The sequence below is a fragment of the Caulobacter endophyticus genome (assembly GCF_029543245.1).
Lineage (GTDB): Bacteria > Pseudomonadota > Alphaproteobacteria > Caulobacterales > Caulobacteraceae > Caulobacter > Caulobacter endophyticus_A.
The window spans coordinates 126,197-141,282 of the sequence record NZ_JARQWV010000013.1 but is presented as its reverse complement, the minus strand read 5'-3'; the positions used below and the strand labels follow the sequence as shown (position 1 = coordinate 141,282).

General features: G+C 70.8%; 12 protein-coding genes. 6 read left to right on the top strand and 6 right to left on the bottom strand.

The window, feature by feature from the left end:
- Positions 1-58: 58 nt before the first annotated feature.
- Positions 59-748, top strand: coding sequence for an orotidine-5'-phosphate decarboxylase (gene pyrF, locus P7A99_RS14210; protein ID WP_058348559.1), 690 nt, complete (start codon positions 59-61; stop codon positions 746-748).
- Positions 749-912: 164 nt separating this feature from the next.
- Here the strand turns inward: pyrF and ald are convergent, their stop codons facing one another.
- Positions 913-2,037 (bottom strand): alanine dehydrogenase, encoded by a 1,125-nt coding sequence (gene ald, locus P7A99_RS14205; RefSeq protein WP_277794476.1) that lies wholly within the window; start codon positions 2,035-2,037, stop codon positions 913-915.
- Between the two features lie 120 nt (positions 2,038-2,157).
- On the opposite strand from ald, the gene P7A99_RS14200 reads away from it, so the two are divergent.
- The 4 genes from P7A99_RS14200 (at position 2,158) to pbpC (ending at position 10,897) form a co-directional block, all read left to right on the top strand.
- Positions 2,158-2,631 carry an Lrp/AsnC ligand binding domain-containing protein gene (locus P7A99_RS14200; RefSeq protein ID WP_165258397.1) on the top strand — a complete coding sequence of 158 codons (474 nt, stop codon included), beginning with the start codon at positions 2,158-2,160 and terminating at the stop codon, positions 2,629-2,631.
- Positions 2,632-2,701: 70 nt separating this feature from the next.
- Positions 2,702-3,562 carry a carbonic anhydrase gene (locus tag P7A99_RS14195; RefSeq protein WP_277794475.1) on the top strand — a complete coding sequence of 287 codons (861 nt, stop codon included), beginning with the start codon at positions 2,702-2,704 and terminating at the stop codon, positions 3,560-3,562.
- Between the two features lie 122 nt (positions 3,563-3,684).
- Complete coding sequence (locus tag P7A99_RS14190; protein ID WP_277794474.1) at positions 3,685-8,715, top strand: alpha-2-macroglobulin family protein; 5,031 nt, start codon at positions 3,685-3,687, stop codon at positions 8,713-8,715.
- 76 nt (positions 8,716-8,791) lie between these two features.
- A complete protein-coding gene (gene pbpC / locus P7A99_RS14185; RefSeq protein ID WP_431307676.1) occupies positions 8,792-10,897 on the top strand; it encodes a penicillin-binding protein 1C in 2,106 nt (701 codons plus the stop codon).
- Between the two features lie 10 nt (positions 10,898-10,907).
- Here the strand turns inward: pbpC and P7A99_RS14180 are convergent, their stop codons facing one another.
- From P7A99_RS14180 to P7A99_RS14160, 5 genes are all read right to left on the bottom strand, one after another.
- Positions 10,908-11,528 (bottom strand): DedA family protein, encoded by a 621-nt coding sequence (locus tag P7A99_RS14180; protein ID WP_277794473.1) that lies wholly within the window; start codon positions 11,526-11,528, stop codon positions 10,908-10,910.
- 78 nt (positions 11,529-11,606) lie between these two features.
- On the bottom strand, positions 11,607-12,068 hold the full coding sequence (locus tag P7A99_RS14175; RefSeq protein ID WP_277794472.1) for a hypothetical protein: 462 nt from the start codon (positions 12,066-12,068) through the stop codon (positions 11,607-11,609).
- Between the two features lie 5 nt (positions 12,069-12,073).
- Positions 12,074-12,700, bottom strand: a complete 627-nt coding sequence (locus P7A99_RS14170) for a carbonic anhydrase (RefSeq protein WP_277794471.1) — start codon at positions 12,698-12,700, stop codon at positions 12,074-12,076.
- On the bottom strand, positions 12,693-13,337 hold the full coding sequence (gene maiA, locus P7A99_RS14165) for a maleylacetoacetate isomerase (protein ID WP_277794470.1): 645 nt from the start codon (positions 13,335-13,337) through the stop codon (positions 12,693-12,695). Before maiA ends, P7A99_RS14170 begins: the two co-directional genes overlap by 8 nt.
- 15 nt (positions 13,338-13,352) lie before the next feature.
- On the bottom strand, positions 13,353-14,033 hold the full coding sequence (locus tag P7A99_RS14160) for a fumarylacetoacetate hydrolase family protein (RefSeq protein ID WP_277794469.1): 681 nt from the start codon (positions 14,031-14,033) through the stop codon (positions 13,353-13,355).
- A gap of 170 nt (positions 14,034-14,203) precedes the next feature.
- Here P7A99_RS14160 and P7A99_RS14155 point away from each other — a divergent pair, with 170 nt between their 5' ends.
- A complete protein-coding gene (locus tag P7A99_RS14155; RefSeq protein WP_277794468.1) occupies positions 14,204-15,082 on the top strand; it encodes an ABC transporter ATP-binding protein in 879 nt (292 codons plus the stop codon).
- The last annotated feature ends 4 nt before the right edge of the window (positions 15,083-15,086 follow it).

Genomic DNA, 15,086 nt, shown 5'->3' with positions numbered 1-15,086 from the left:
AAACCGTCGCTCTCTCTAGAGCGATGCGGTAGCGCGCGCCAACACCGGAGCCTCATCCATGACCGCCGATCCGCGCCTGATCATCCCGCTGGACCTGCCGACGGTCGCCGACGCCCGGAAAATGGTCGAGCGCATCGACGACGCCGCCTCGTTCTACAAGATCGGCCTGGAACTGCTGGCCACGGACGGCATGGCCTTCGCCGGCGACCTCAAGAAGGCCGGCAAGCAGGTGTTCCTCGATTGGAAGCTGCACGACATCGGCGCGACGGTGGAGCGCTCGGCCCGGGTGCTGGCCGGGGCCGGCTGCGACCTGCTGACGGTCCATGCCGAGCCGCAGGTGATGCAGGCGGCGGTGAAGGCCAAGGCCGGCTCGGACCTGAAGATCCTGGCCGTCACCGTGCTGACCAGCCTGACCGACGCCGACTTGATCGAGATGGGCTACGCCTTCAGCGCCCGCGCCCTGGTTGAGCGCCGCATCCGCCAGGCCATCGAGTGCGGGGTCGACGGCATCGTCTCGTCCCCTCACGAAGCCGCTTTGGCTCGCGAGATCGGCGGTCCGGACTTCCTGGTGGTGACGCCGGGCGTGCGTCCGTTCTGGGCCGCCAAGAACGACCAGGCTCGCGCCGCGACCCCGGCCGACGCCTTGAAGGCCGGCGCCAGCCACCTGGTCTGCGGCCGCCCGATCACCGCCGCCAACGACCCGCGCGAAGCGGCGCTGAAGGTGATCGAGGAAATGGCGGGGCTCTAGACGTCAACAATCCTCGTCATCCCGGCCACAGCGCGAAGAGCCGGGACCCAGGGGCGGACGCACCGCACAGGCAACCGCCGACAGCAGCTGACACCGCACCGCGGGCGGCCCCTGGGTCCCGGATAGCCGCTTACGCGGCTTCCGGGATGACGGAAGTTGGATAGCTACAGCTTCGAGCCGCCCCAGACGCCGAACGGGTCGACGAAGTCCTTGACCAGGGCCTGGGCCACGGCCGGGTGGGTCAGTTTGCCGCCCAGAACATTGAGGCCGCGCGCCAGGTGGACGTTGTCCTCCAGGGCGTCGAGACCCTTGTCGGCCAGGGCCAGGCCAAACGGCAGGGTGGCGTTGCCCAGGGCTTCGGACGAGGTGCGCGGGGCGGCGCCGGGCATGTTGGCCACGCAGTAGTGGACCACGCCGTCGACCGTGTAGGTCGGCTCGGCGTGGGTGGTCGGGTGGCTGGTCTCGAAGCAGCCGCCCTGGTCGATCGACACGTCGACCAGCACCGAGCCCGGCTTCATCCGCGACAGATGCTCGCGACGCACCAGCTTGGGCGCCGCGGCGCCGGCGGTCAGCACTGCGCCGATGACGACGTCGGCCTTGAGGATCTCTTCCTCCACCGCGTCCAGGGTCGAGTAGCGGGTCAGGATCCGGCCCTGATAAAGGTCGTCCAACTCGCGCATTCTCGGGATCGAGCGTTCCAGCACCACCACTTCGGCGCCCAGGCCGGCGGCCATGCGGGCAGCGTTGCTGCCGACCACGCCGCCGCCCAGCACCGCCACGCGGGCCGGCGGCACGCCGGGCACGCCGCAGAGCAAGAGGCCCATGCCGCCATTGTGCTTGAGCAGGGTCTCGGCCGCCGAGAACACAGCGATACGGCCGGCCACTTCCGACATCGGGGCCAGCAGCGGCAGGCCGCCCTTGGCGTCGGTGACGGTCTCGTAGGCGATGGCCGCGCAGCCGCTCTTCAGCAGGCCTTCGGTCTGGGCCGGATCGGGCGCCAGGTGCAGGTAGGTGAACAGGATGTGGCGCTCGGTCAGGCGCTCCCACTCGACCTTCTGCGGTTCCTTGACCTTGACGATCATCTCGCCGCCCGAGAACACCGCGTCGGCGTCGGGGGCGATGCTCGCGCCGGCCTTCACATAGGCCTCGTCGGCATAGCCGGCGCCCAGGCCTGCGCCCTGCTGCACCAGCACCTGATGGCCGTGGGCGACATATTCGCGGACGGCGGTGGGGGTCAGGCCGACCCGGTGTTCGCCCGGTTTGATCTCGGAGGGGACGCCAACGCGCATGATGTTTCCTCGCTTTTTAGCTTTAACGCTGGTGTACGCCTCTACGTTCGCATGTTTCTTGGTTCTTTCGTCCCTCAAAGAACGTGGTATGCAGGAATCCTGCGTAAACGGAGCCATTCGGTGAAGAAATCCCCGGTCACGCTGGATGTGTTCGACCGAAAGATCCTCCGCCTGCTCCAGCGCGAGGGCCGGGCCAGCTATGTCGACATGGCCAAGGCGGCCAATCTGTCGGAGTCGGCCTGCCTGCGCCGGGTGCGGGCCCTGGAGGACGCCGGGGTCATCGGCCGCTACGCCGCGGTGATCGACGAGCGGGCCGTGGGCCTGCCGCTCAGCGTCTTCGTCACCGTCACCCTGTCGTCCCAGGCCGAGGCCGCCCTGACCGCCTTCGAGAAAGCGGTCGCAAACGTGCGTGAGGTGGCCGAGTGCTACCTGATGACCGGCGGCTCGGACTACCTGCTGCGGCTGGTGGTGGCCGATGTCGACGACCTGGAACGGGTGCACAGCCAGGAACTGACGCGGATCCCCGGCGTGGTGCGGGTCAGCTCGTCGATCGCCATGCGCACCGTGGTCAAGCGCGTCGAATTGCCGCTCTGAACCCGGCTTGGGTTCCGGTTAACCCCCAGCCCCTAGGGTCGCGCCGTTCTTATCGTTTCCGGGGGCGACCATGGTTTCTCGACGCATCCTGCTGGGCGGGCTGGCCGCCGGCCTCGCAGCCCCCGTCCTGGCTCATGCCGAGGGCTACCAGGAGACCAGGACCCCGCCGGTCTGGAAGCCCAAGGCGCGCCGCACCGCCAAGGCCCTGGCCACCCAGCCCGGCGACAAGGCCGCCCTCGACAAGGCGCTGAAGACGGTCAAGCCGCTGGAGGGCGCGCAGGCCGAAGACCCGACCACCGTCTCGGGCGTGCAGGTGCAGCCGGCCAAGCCCGTCCCCAGCATCAGCCCCGACGAGGCCCTGGGCCGGCTCAAGCAGGGCAACGCCGCCTTCGCCCGCGGCGGCGCCAGCCTCGTCTCGCCATCGATCGCCCGTATCGGCGAGATGGCCGCCAGCGAGCGGCCGTTCGCCGTGGTCGTGGCCTGCAGCGACAGCCGCGTGGCGCCCGAGCTTCTGTTCAACTGCAATCTGGGCGACCTCTTCGTCCTGCGCGCGGCCGGCCCGACCGTCGGCCCCGAAGCCTTGGGCGCCATCGTCTACGCCGTCGATACCCTGGGCGCCTCGCTGGTCGTGGTGCTGGGCCACACCAAGTGCGGCGTGGTCGGCGCGGCCGTCGACGCGGCCACCCGCAAGTCCCGCCCCACCGGCGTGTTCGAGGCCATGCTGGCGCCGATCCTGCCGGCGGTGTTCGACGCCCAGGGCGAGAAGGCCGCCGACCTGCACGACGCTGCCGCCCGCCGCAACGCCCGCAACATTGCCTCGCGCCTCAAGGTCGCCGACGGCATCCTGGCCGAGCGCATCGCCCAGGGCCGCCTGAAGATCGTGCCGGCCACCTACGACCTGACCACCGCCCAGGTCGCCTTCGAAGCTTGACCGGAAGCGGTAACCGGTTGCTTCGCGCGAAACCTTGAGAACCATTATCGCGACGCCGTTGACCCCCGCTCGCGCTTAGGTTCAAGTCCCCCAAATCACTTCGGGTTTGGGAGAGACGACGGATGTCGACGGACGAGACGCCGCAAGGCGACGGCGCGGCCAAAACCTCCGTCTGGACCCGGATCAAGTCTCAGCTGAAGACCCCCGCCGTGGCCATAGCGGCGGGCGCGCTGGTCGTCGGCTTCGGCGGCGGCTTCGTGGCCGCCAAGACCGCCGATCTCGGCTGGTTCGGCGGCGGGACCAAGGCCGCGTCCGGCGCGGCCGCCGTCAAGGGCGAGGCCTGGTCGCTGTTCGGCAAGCCGCGCGACGCAAACGCCCGCCGGCGCGGCGTCCCCAAGCCCGAAGGCTTCGCCGTCTGGCGCACCCGCATCGACAGCTCCGGCGGCGAGGCCATGGCCTGCATCCAGATGAGCCGCGATCTCGACCCGTCCACGGCCTATGCCGACTTCGTCATGGTCTCGCCCGACCTCGGCCGCACCCCGGCCGTGCGGGTCAAGGGCGACGAGCTGTGCATCGGCGGCGTCGGCTTCACCGACCGCCGCATCACCCTGCTCAAGGGCCTGCCCGCCAAGGGCGGCGAGACCCTGGGCGCCAACGCCGACGTCGACTTCACCTTCGGCGAAAAGCCCCCCTATGTCGGCTTCGCCGGCGACGGTGTGATCCTGCCGCGCGAGGAGTCCGACGGCGTCGCCATCGAGACCATGAACGTCCAGAAGCTGGCCGTCGAAGTCTGGCGCGTGTCCGACCGCAACCTGGTGCGCAAGTCGATCAGCGCGCCCGATCCCACCGGCGAGGGCGACTGGGCCGGCGACTATGGCGAGGACAGCGCCGGCGACGAAGGCCGCCGCATCTGGAAGGGCGAGGTCTCGGTCGACGGCGCGGCCGGCGCCAAGGCCACCACGGTCTTCCCGCTGGGCGCGGTGCTCAAGGAGATGAAGCCCGGCGCCTATCTGATCAAGGCGCGCGACGCCTCGGGCGGCCGCGATCCCGACGGCGAGGGCGACACCCCGCCGGCCCAGGCCCGCCGCTGGATCGTGTTCACCGACATGGCGCTGATCGCCTATGACGGCTCCGAAGCGCTGGACGTCGTGGTCCGCTCGCTGAAGACCGCCAAGACCGTGGCCGGCGTGCGCGTGGCCCTGGTCGCCCGGGACGGCGAGCCCCTGGCCGAGGTCAAGAGCGACGCCGACGGCCGCGTGCGCTTCCCCCGCCCCCTGCTGAAGGGCGAAGGCGGCGAGCGCGCCAAGATGGTCATGGCCTATGGTCCCGAAGGCGACCTGTCGGTGCTCGACCTCGACCGCTCGCCGGTGGACCTGTCCAAGCAGGGCGTCGGCGGCCGCACCGAAAGCGAGGGCGGCCGCGCCGTCGGCAGCGACATCGACGGCTGGCTCTATGCCGACCGCGGCATCTATCGCCCCGGCGAGACCGTGCACCTGACGGCGATGATCCGCGACCGCATGGCCAAGGCGGTCAACGACCGCAAGGGCTACATTCTGGTCAAGCGCCCCTCGGGCGTGGAGTTCAAGCGCTGGTGGTTCGGTCAGGCCAACGCCGGCGCCGTGCCGATCGACATCGCCCTGCCGCGCAGCGCCCCGCGCGGCCGCTGGACCGCCGAACTGCACATCGAAGGCATCGAGGCCTCGTCCGGCTCGCTGAGCTTCAGCGTCGAGGACTTCGCGCCCCAGCGGCTGGCGGTCACCGCCACCGGCCAGGAGAGCACGCCGATCCGCATCGGCGAGACCCGCCAGATCGCGGTCAACGCCCGCTTCCTCTACGGCGCGCCGGGCTCGGGCCTGCAGACGCAGGGCGAGGCCCGCCTGCGCCGGGATGCCGATCCCTTCCCGCAATACAGGGGCTTCGAGTGGGGCGACGCCAAGGAGCCCTTCGACGAGAAGCTGATCGAGCTGGGCACGACCGTTACCGACGGCGAAGGCCGCGCGGTCCTGAACCTCGGCACCTCCGACGTCGGCGACACCGGCCAGCCCCTGGTGGCGGCGGTCACCGCCTCGGTGTTCGAGCCCGGCGGCCGTCCCGTGCGCGAGGGCCTGGAGCTCAAGGTTCGCGGCAAGCCGATCTATTACGGCGTCAAGGTCGAGCAGGGCGACGGTTCCGGCCGCGACGACCCGCCGGTGAGCCTCGAGGTCATCGCCGTCGACGCCGCCGGCAAGAAGGTCTCGACCACCGCCAGCTACACCCTGATCAGCGAGAACTGGAACTACGACTGGTTCCAGCAGGACGGCCGCTGGCAGTGGCGGCGCACCAGCCGCGACGCCGTCGTGGCCAAGGGCGCGCTGAACATGTCGGCCGGGTCCAGCGCGCGGATCAACCGCCGCCTGGGCTGGGGCGACTACCGGCTGGTGATCGAAGGCCCCGAAGGGACCAAGACCGTCGCGCGCTTCTCGTCGGGCTGGGGCTCGCCGGCCAAGGACGCCGAGGCCCCCGACTTCGTCCGCGTTTCGGCCGGAGCAAAGGCCTACGCCCAGGGCGACACCGTCGAGATCACGCTGAAGGCCCCCTATGCCGGCCAGGCCCAGGTGGCCGTGGCCACCGACCGCCTGATCGACTTCAAGACCATCTCGGTCGGCGAGAACGGCGCGACCGTGAAGCTGAAGACCAGCGCCGCCTGGGGCGGCGGGGCCTATGTGATGGTCACCGTCATCCAGCCGCGCGACCCCGTGGCCTCGCCCAAGCCCAAGCGGGCCCTGGGCCTCGTCTACGTGCCGCTGGAGCCCAAGGGCCGCAAGCTGACGGTCGACATCGCAACGCCTGCGAAGCTCGACTCCAAGGCGCCGGTGGAAATCCCGCTCAAGGTGCAGGGCCTCTCCTTTGGCCAGAAGGCCCGCGTCACGGTGGCGGCGGTGGACGAGGGCGTGCTGCGCCTGACCCGCCAGGAAAGCCCCGACCCGGTGAAGTGGTACTTCGGCAAGCGGGCCCTGACGCTCGACTACCGTGACGACTACGGCCGCCTGCTCGATCCGAACATGGGCGCGCCGGCCAACGTCAACTTCGGCGGCGACGAACTGGGCGGCGAGGGCCTGACGGTCACGCCGATCAAGACCGTGGCCCTGTGGTCGGGCGTGGTCGAGACCGGCCTCGACGGCAAGGCGACGATCAAGCTGCCGCCGGCCGACTTCAACGGCGAGCTGCGGATCATGGCCGTGGCCTGGACCGACAACGCCGTGGGCTCGGGCTCCAAGGCCATGACCGTGCGCCAGCCGGTGGTGGCCGACCTCAACCTGCCCCGCTTCCTGTCGCCCGGCGACAAGCCGACCGCGACGCTGGAGCTGCACAATGTCGAGGGCAAGCCCGGCGCCTACACCGCCGAGGCCAATGCGTCCGGCGGATTGAAGGTCGCCTTCAGGAAGGTGATCACCCTGATCCTGGGCCAGCGCGTCGCCGAGAAGATCCCCTTCCTGGCGCCCGACGTCACCGGCATCGGCAAGATCGGCTTCAAGGTCACCGGTCCCGACTTCTCGACAGCCAAGGACTATCCGATCCAGACCCGCCTGGGCTGGGGCGACGTGGTGCGCACCACCACCGAGCTGCAGGCCCCGGGCGCGACCTACACGCCGGGCTACCAGCTCTTGTCGGGCCTGGCGGCCGGCGACGTGACGCTGCAGGTCAGCTACTCGCCGTTCAAGGGCTTCGACCCGTCGGCGATCGCGGTGGCCTTGCAGCGCTACCCGTACGGCTGCACCGAACAGGTGGTGTCGGCGGCCTATCCGCTGCTCTACGCCCAGAGCCTCTCGACCGATCCCAAGCTCAAGCGCACGCCGGCCGCCCTGGCCGGGGCGGTGGGCCGCCTCTTGGATCGCCAGACCCTCGACGGGGCCTTCGGCCTGTGGCGGGTGGGCGATGGCGAGGCCGACCCGTGGCTGGGCGCCTACGCCACCGACTTCCTGCTGGAGGCCAAGGCGCAAGGCGTGGCCGTGCCCGACGAGGCTCTGGACAAGGCGCTGAACGCCATGCGTCAGGTCAGCCGTCCCGACGGCTGGGCCTCGGTCGCCTACCGGATGGAGTATCCGTCCTGGTGGGGCCGCAACGAGGACGAAAGCCGCAAGGCGACCCAGCGCATGCGCCGCCGGGCCAGCGCCTACGCCCTCTACGTCCTGGCCAAGGCCGGGCGCGGGGACCTGGCCCGCCTGCGCTGGTGGCACGACGTGCAGATGAAGGACGAGGACCAGCCGATCGCCAAGGCCCAGGTGGCCGCGGGCCTGGCGCTGATGGGCGACCACGCCCGGGCCCGCTCGGCCATGCGCCAGGCGGTGAACTCGCTGAACTGGCGCGACGAATACGACTGGTACCAGAGCCCGCTGCGCGACGTGGCCGCCGTCACGGCTCTGGCGGTTCAGGCCGGCCAGACCGACGTCGCCGCCAGGCTGCAAGGCCGCCTGGAGAACGTGGTCAAGGATCCCGACGCCCTGAACACCCAGGAGCAGGCCCAGCTTCTCTACGCCGCCCACCAGCTGATGAAGGCCGCCGGCCCCATCAATATCGAGGCCCAGAACGTCGTCGCCCTGCCGGCTGCCGGCGGCGCGCCGCGCTGGGCCGTGGGCAAGCTGGCCGACGCCCGCTTCACCAACAAGGGCAAGGGCGCCCTGTGGCGGACGGTCAGCGTCCGCGGCACGCCGATCGCAGCCCCGGTCGCCGAGAGCAACGGCCTGTCGGTCAGCAAGCGGCTGTTCACGATGAGCGGCGGGGCGGTCGATCCGTCGGCCATCCGCCAGGGCGAACGGGTGATCGTGCTGATCCAGGGCCGGTCGATGCAGGCCCGCTCGACCGCCCTGGTGGTCGACGACGCCCTGCCGGCCGGCTTCGAGATCGAGGCCCCGCTCGGCGCCGACGACGCCCAGAACGGACCGTTCCGGTTCTTAGGGGAGCTGTCGACGCCGGACGCCCAGGAAAGCCGCGACGACCGCTACATCGCCGCGCTCGACCTGGAGGGCAACAAGCCCTTCGCCATGGCCTACATCGCGCGGGCCGTGACGCCGGGCGAGTTCTTCCTGCCCGGCGCCGTGGCCAAGGACATGTACCGCCCGAGCATCGCCGCCCGGTCGGACGCCGGCCGCACGATCATCGCGGCGGGGCAGTGACCGCTGACTACTCCCTTCCCCCTTTGATGGGGGAAGGGTCGGGGATGGGGGTGACAGCGCTTGAAGGTGAAGCGCCGTGACCACCGCCAACGCCGAGACCACCCCCACCCCTGCCCCCTCCCCCATCCAGGGGGAGGGGAAGGTCCCGCTGATCACCCGCCTGCTCACCGGCTTCCTCGCCGCCCAGGTCGGGGTGTTCGCGCTCAGCGCCGCCTTCCCGCCGGACATGAGCCGCGCCAAGCGCTCTTCCCCCGTGGTGCTGGGCGAGCGCGGGGCGTGGCTGCGCGCCCTGCCGGTGGAGGACGGCCGCTGGCGGGTGAGGGCCGACCTCGAACGCACCGACCCGACCTTCCTCAAGCGTCTCGTGGCGGTAGAGGACGCTCGTTTCCGTTGGCATCTGGGCGTCGATCCCATCGCCGTGGTCCGCGCCACGGGATCGGCGATCGTGCACGGCCGGGTCAGCAGCGGCGCCTCGACCCTGTCGATGCAGACCGCCCGCCTGCTGGAGCCCCGGCCGCGCAACCTCGGCTCCAAGCTGATCGAGATGGTTCGCGCCGCCCAGCTGGAAAGCCGGCTGAGCAAGGACGAGATCCTCGCCCTCTACCTGACGCTTGCCCCCTACGGCGGCAATCTGGAGGGGGTGCGCGGGGCCAGCCTCTCCTATTTCGGCCACGAGCCGTCCAGCCTGACCGACGGCGAGCAGGCCCTGCTGATCGCCCTGCCCCAGGCGCCCGAGGCCCGCCGTCCCGACCGCCGGCCCGAGGCCGCGCGCGAGGCGCGCCGGGCGGTGCTGGACAAGATGGTCCGCGCCGGGGTGCTGACCAACATCGCCGCCGTCGAGGCCGAGGGCGAGCTGATCCCGCGCCGCAGCCCCTTCCCGGCCATGGCCTGGCACCTAGCCGGCCAGCAGGCCGCCGCCGCGCCCGCCAGCCAGCCCAGCGTGCTGACCACCATCGACCCCGACCTGCAATCGCGGCTGGAGCCCCTGGCCGCCGCCGTCGCCGCCGGCCAGGGTCCCGAAGCCACCGCCGCCATCATCGTCGTGCGGATCCGCGACCGGGCCGTGCGCGCTCTCGTGGGCTCGGCCGGCCGCGATCGGCCCGGCGGCTGGGTGGACATGACCAGCGCCGTGCGATCACCCGGCTCGGCGCTGAAGCCCTTCGTCTACGCCTTCGCCTTCGACGACGGCATGCTGGCGCCCGACACCCAGATCGACGACGCCCAGACGCGTTTCGCCGACTACCAGCCGGAGAACTTCGACCGGGTGTTCCACGGCAAGGTCACCGCCCGCGAGGCCCTGGCCTATTCGCTGAACGTGCCGGCCGTCGCCACCCTGGAGAAGATCGGCCCCGAGGCCTTCGCCGCCCGCCTCGAGGCCGGCGGCGTCAAGCTGCTGCGCCCCAAGGCCGAGGTGAAGGCCGCGGGCCTGGCCCTGGCCCTGGGCGGGGCGGGCATCACCCTGCGCGACCTCGCCACCCTCTATGCTGGCCTGGGCGACGGCGGGGTGGTCAAGCCGCTGGCCTATACGCTCGACCAGGCCAGGGACCGCGAACACCAGGCCGGAACCCGCATCGCCCGGCCCGAGGCCGTGAACCAGGTGCTCGACATCCTGCGCGAGGCGCCCGGCCCGCGCGGTCGCGCGCCTTCGGCCCTGACACGGGGCGGTCCGGCCATGGCCTTCAAGACCGGCACCTCCTACGGCTTTCGCGACGCGGTGGCGGCGGGGATCGTCGGCGGCCACGCCATCGTCGTCTGGACCGGCCGGGCCGACGGCGGCGCGCGCGGCGGCCTCACGGGGCGCGACGCGGCCCTGCCCACCCTGTTCGACGTCGCCGACCTGGTGGGCGCGCCACCCACCGCCCCGCGCCCGATCGCGCCGAAGTCGGCGCCGGGCGCCCTACAGCAGTTGCGGACCGTGGCCGACGAGGGTCCCCGCCTGATCTTCCCGCCCGACGGCGCGACGGTGCAGGTCGAGGGGCTGGGCAAGGGTTCGCGCGGCCTGGTGCTGGCGGCCGGCGGCGAGAACCTGTCGTGGTACGTGGACGGCAAGCCCCTGGCCGACGATCCGGTCGGCGGCAAGCCGGTCTGGCGGCCGGCGGCGGCGGGCTTCTATCGGCTGCGGGTGGTCGACGACCAGGGCCGGGCGGCCAGCGCCCGAGTGCGCATCAGGGCGCCGGGCTGAACGGGAAGGCTCAGGCCTTCGAGGGCGCGGCCTTGTTGATACGCACCAGGGCCAGCGTGGCGACCAGCAGCAGGGCGCCGGCGACCAGGGTTCCCAGCAGCATCGGATCGGGCTTCCAGTAGCCGAGGTTGCGGGCCGCCAGATAGCCGGGGGCCAGGACGCTGACCACCCAGACCGGGGCGGTGACGGTGTTGGCCGCGTGGAAGGTCCAGTCGCGCATCCGGGTCATGCCCGCGGCCATGGGCACGAACGGCCGCAGCGGGCCGAGGTAACGGGCCACGGCCAGGGCCAGCACGCCGTAACGGCGGGTGTAGAGGCGGGCGCGCGCCACCGTGCGGCGGTGCTTGGCCAGCACCGGATGGCGCACGGCCCAGGCGCCCATGTGGCGGCCCATCAGATAGGAGATCGCGTCGCCCAGGGCCGCACCGACGCTGCACCAGACGATCACCTCGACCGGATGCAGCGAGCCGGTGGCGATCAGCGCGCCGGCCGTCAACATCACCGCCATGATCGGGATCAGCACCCCGACCAGCATCAACGCTTCGAGCAGGGTGACGACCGCCAGGATCGCGCACACCAGCAGGCGGTGCTCGACGACGAGGCTGTGCAGGCTCTGGAGAAAGGCGTCCATGCAACCACCGTGGCAGGGGATGGTGACGAACAAGTAAGCATCGAACGGCGATCCGCCAACTGCGACGATCGGGCGCGGCTAGATTTGTTCTCGCCGCGCGGGGGCTCGCCAGAGGCTCGGCAAGGCATAGACGTCCGGTCTGGCCTCGAAGCGGATCATGCCGGCCTCCGTTTCGAACGCCAGCGTCAGCAGGTCGGCGACCGGCGACAGGCCAAACCCCGGCGAGCGGATGTTCGCCGCCATCTCGGCCGCGCCCTCGACGAGCGCCAGGCGAAGGATAGCGGCCTGCGGGTGCTGGTCGCGGATCCGCAGGCGCGCCTCGTCCTCGCCGACACGCCATCCTTCCGCCGTCAGCACCTCGCGACGGTCCCCGTGGGCCGTCAAACCGAACCGGAAGCTGGCCCAGCCATCGGCCAGCAGCGCGCCCAGCACTGGGACCGGCGCGTCGAAGACCTCCGGCGCGAGCAAGGCGCGCGCCGAAAGCAGATCATCCAGACCCAGCGGGCCGGACGCTCCGATCGCGTCGTCGGCGCACGCCATCTCGGCTAGGCCTTGCCTTCCAGAACCCGCTGATAGTCCTCGATGCTCTCGATGCCGACGTTCAGGTCGGTGACCAGGCCGTTGGCCAGGGAATAGACCCAGCCGTGCACGGCCAGGCTCTGGCCGCGGGCCCAGGCGTCCTGCACGAAGACGTCCGAGGCGACGTTGCGCACCTGGCGGATAACGTTCAGCTCGCACAGGCGATTGAGACGGTCGCGCTCTTCGGGGATGGCGTCCAGCTCGCAGCGGTGCTCGGCGTGGACCTCGCGGATCGGGTGCAGCCAGTGGTCCACGAGGCCCCGGCGCTTGCCGTCGATGGCCGCCGCCACGCCGCCGCAGCCGTAGTGGCCCACGACCATGATGTGCTTGACCTTCAGCACGTCGACCGCGAACTGCAGCACGGACAGGTAGTTGGCGTCCTGCGGCGGGGCCAGGTTGGCGACGTTGCGGTGCACGAACAGCTCGCCTGGATCGAGGCCCACGATCTCGTTGGCCGGCACGCGGCTGTCGCTGCAGCCGATCCACAGGTACTCGGGGCTCTGCTGGTTCTCCAGGCGCTTGAAGAAGTCGGCGTCGACCTGCGTCTTGCGCTTCGACCAGTTGGCGTTGTTGGTTTTCAGATCTTCAAGCATCGGCGGCGTCCGGCTGGAGGCTGGGGTGAGCAGCGGCGAAAGCGGGATGGTCGGCGGCGCGGTCGGCGGCCGCCACCAGGGTCGGATAGGGTGAAAGGTCGATGTTGAACCGGCGCGCGCCATAGACCTGCGGCACGATGCAGACATCGGCCAGGGTCGGCGTGTCGCCATAGGCATAGGTCCCGCCATGGGCGGCGACGGCGGCTTCCAGGGCGGTGAAGCCCTCGGCCAGCCAGCGGGCCATCCACGCCTTGCGGGCGGCCTCGTCCTGGCCTCGCGCGGCCAGCTCGCCGGTGACCCGCACGTTGTTCAGCGGATGGATGTCGCAGGCCACGACCTGGGCCATGGAACGCACGCGGGCGCGGCCCAGTGGATCGGCCGGCAGCAGGGCGGGCTCTGGAAAGGTCTCGTCCAGCCATTCCAGTATGGCCAGGCTCTGGGTCAGCACCACGCCGTCGCCGATCGCCAGGGCCGGGGTCAGGCCCTGCGGGTTCAGGTCGCGATACGCCGCCTGGCGCTGCTCGCCCTTGAGCAGGTTCACCGGCGCCTGGTCGTAGGCCAGGCCCTTGAGGGCGAGGCCGATGCGGACGCGATAGGGCGCGGCCGCCCGCCAGTAGCCGAACAGCGTCAGGGTCACGGCCGCGCGCTCCCTCTAGACCAGGGTGAAGGCCAGGGCGCCGACGCCGTCGACCTCGCCGGCGATCTCGTCGCCCTTGACCACCGCGGCGACGCCCTCGGGGGTGCCGGTGAAGATCAGGTCGCCGGCCGCCAGGGTCCACAGCTTGCTGGCCTCGGCGATGATCTCGGGGATGTTCCAGATCATGTCGGAGACGAGGCCCGTCTGGCGCTGCACACCGTTGACCGTCAGCCAGATGGCGCCGTCGAACGTCGCGTCGGCCGCCGGGCGGATGGCCGAGATCGGGGCCGAGAAGTCGAAGGCCTTGCCCGCTTCCCAGGGGTGGCCCTTGGCCTTGGCCGCGCCCTGCAGGTCGCGGCGGGTGAGGTCGACGCCCACGGCGTAGCCGAACACGTGGTCCAGGGCGTCGTCGACGGCGATGTTCGCGCCGCCCGACTTCAGCGCCACCACCAGCTCGATCTCGTGATGCAGGTCGGCCGTGCGCGGAGGATACGGCACGTCCTTCATAAGCGGCGCGATGGCGTCGGCCGGCTTGGCGAAGAAGAACGGCGGATCGCGCTCGTCGCCGCCCATCTCGGCGCGGTGGGCGGCGTAGTTGCGGCCCACGCACAGGATGCGGCGAACGGGGAAGACCGCCTCGGATCCTTCCACCGGAACCGAAGGCTGGACGGGCGGGGAAAAGGCGTAGGTCGTCATGGCCGCCTGCTTAGACCCAAAACCGCGCGACCGGAACCCCGCCGGAAAAGCGGCGCCCTGGCCGGGAACCGGGTCGCCTAAACGTTCTTTCACTTGCCCAGGCTCTCGCCGTCTTGTCATGTCGGGTTGGGGACTGTTGGCGTTAACAAGACCGGGGGCCGCGAGTACCGATGCTGATCATCGAAAACCTGACGCACGTCTATGGCAACGGCGTGCGCGCCCTGGACGAGGTCAGCCTGACCATACCGCGGGGGATGTACGGCCTGCTGGGCCCCAACGGCGCCGGCAAGTCCACCCTGATGCGGACCATCGCCACTCTCCAGGCGCCGACCTCGGGCCACATCCGCTTCGGCGACATCGATGTCCTGAAGGATCCCGAAGCCCTGCGCCGCGTGCTCGGCTACCTGCCGCAGGACTTCGGCGTCTATCCGCGCGTCAGCGCCTACGACATGCTCGACCACATGGCGGTGCTGAAGGGCATCTCCGGCCGCAAGGAGCGCAAGGACACCGTCGAGAGCCTGCTGGCCCAGGTCAATCTTTGGAACGTCCGCAACAAGGCCATCGCCGGCTTCTCGGGCGGCATGCGCCAGCGCTTTGGCATCGCCCAGGCCCTGATCGGCGATCCGCGCCTGATCATCGTCGACGAGCCCACCGCCGGCCTCGACCCCGAAGAGCGCAACCGCTTCCTCAACCTGCTGGCCGAGATCGGCGAGAACGTGGTGGTGATCCTGTCGACCCACATCGTCGAGGACGTCTCCGACCTCTGCCCGGCCATGGCCATCATCTGCGACGGCCGCATCGTGCGCGAAGGCGCCCCGGCCGACCTTATCGCCCAGCTCGAAGGCCGCATCTGGAAGAAGACCATCGACAAGGCCGAGTTGGAGGACGCCAAGGCGGCCCACCAGGTGATCTCGACCCGACTGCTGGGCGGCCGCACCATCATCCACGTCCTGGCCGACACCGATCCCGGCGCGGGCTTCGCCCCCGTCACCGGCGGCCTTGAGGACGTCTATTTCTCGACCCTCGCCACCACCCGCTGCGCGGCGTAAGGGG

Bases quoted from the DNA above. Each gene is read 5' to 3' on its own strand.
- ald (WP_277794476.1), bottom strand. From the start codon at position 2,037: ATGCGCGTTGGCGTCCCCTCCGAGATCAAACCGGGCGAACACCGGGTC.
- P7A99_RS14175 (WP_277794472.1), bottom strand. From the start codon at position 12,068: ATGGCGTGCGCCGACGACGCGATCGGAGCGTCCGGCCCGCTGGGTCTG.
- P7A99_RS14155 (WP_277794468.1), top strand. From the start codon at position 14,204: ATGCTGATCATCGAAAACCTGACGCACGTCTATGGCAACGGCGTGCGC.
- P7A99_RS14180 (WP_277794473.1), bottom strand. From the start codon at position 11,528: ATGGACGCCTTTCTCCAGAGCCTGCACAGCCTCGTCGTCGAGCACCGC.
- P7A99_RS14190 (WP_277794474.1), top strand. From the start codon at position 3,685: ATGTCGACGGACGAGACGCCGCAAGGCGACGGCGCGGCCAAAACCTCC.
- P7A99_RS14160 (WP_277794469.1), bottom strand. From the start codon at position 14,033: ATGACGACCTACGCCTTTTCCCCGCCCGTCCAGCCTTCGGTTCCGGTG.
- P7A99_RS14170 (WP_277794471.1), bottom strand. From the start codon at position 12,700: ATGCTTGAAGATCTGAAAACCAACAACGCCAACTGGTCGAAGCGCAAG.
- pyrF (WP_058348559.1), top strand. From the start codon at position 59: ATGACCGCCGATCCGCGCCTGATCATCCCGCTGGACCTGCCGACGGTC.
- P7A99_RS14195 (WP_277794475.1), top strand. From the start codon at position 2,702: ATGGTTTCTCGACGCATCCTGCTGGGCGGGCTGGCCGCCGGCCTCGCA.